Source organism: Streptomyces sp. P17 (assembly GCF_032436805.1).
Taxonomy (GTDB): Bacteria; Actinomycetota; Actinomycetes; order Streptomycetales; family Streptomycetaceae; genus Streptomyces.
Map to the genome: position 1 here is coordinate 1 of NZ_JAVRBF010001035.1, position 261 is coordinate 261.

Consider the following 261-nt stretch of genomic DNA (forward strand, 5'->3'; position numbering starts at 1 on the left):
GCTGGATCTTACGAAACGGAAATCAGCCTGAGGGTCTCTTCACCCAACAATGATTTCTCCTTAGGGGAGTCCGATGTCATTACCACTCCAACCTTCGACCGCTCAAATGAATCGTCCGAACCGGCAAGTTATCGCGCCGGTTGGGCATTTGCCGGGGCGTCCGTCTCCGTCTCTGTTGGTCCATGGTTTGGAGACATCGACGCGATGAGCTTGACCCCAAGCGCCCCGAAATACCTGGTTCTTGGCCTCTTGGCCGTCGGT

At 55.9% G+C, this 261-nt stretch carries 1 protein-coding gene; it reads left to right on the forward strand.

Annotation, left to right across the window (positions count from 1 at the left end):
* On the forward strand, positions 1-261 hold a 261-nt coding region (locus RMT89_RS43850; RefSeq protein WP_315889337.1), incomplete at both ends, for a hypothetical protein.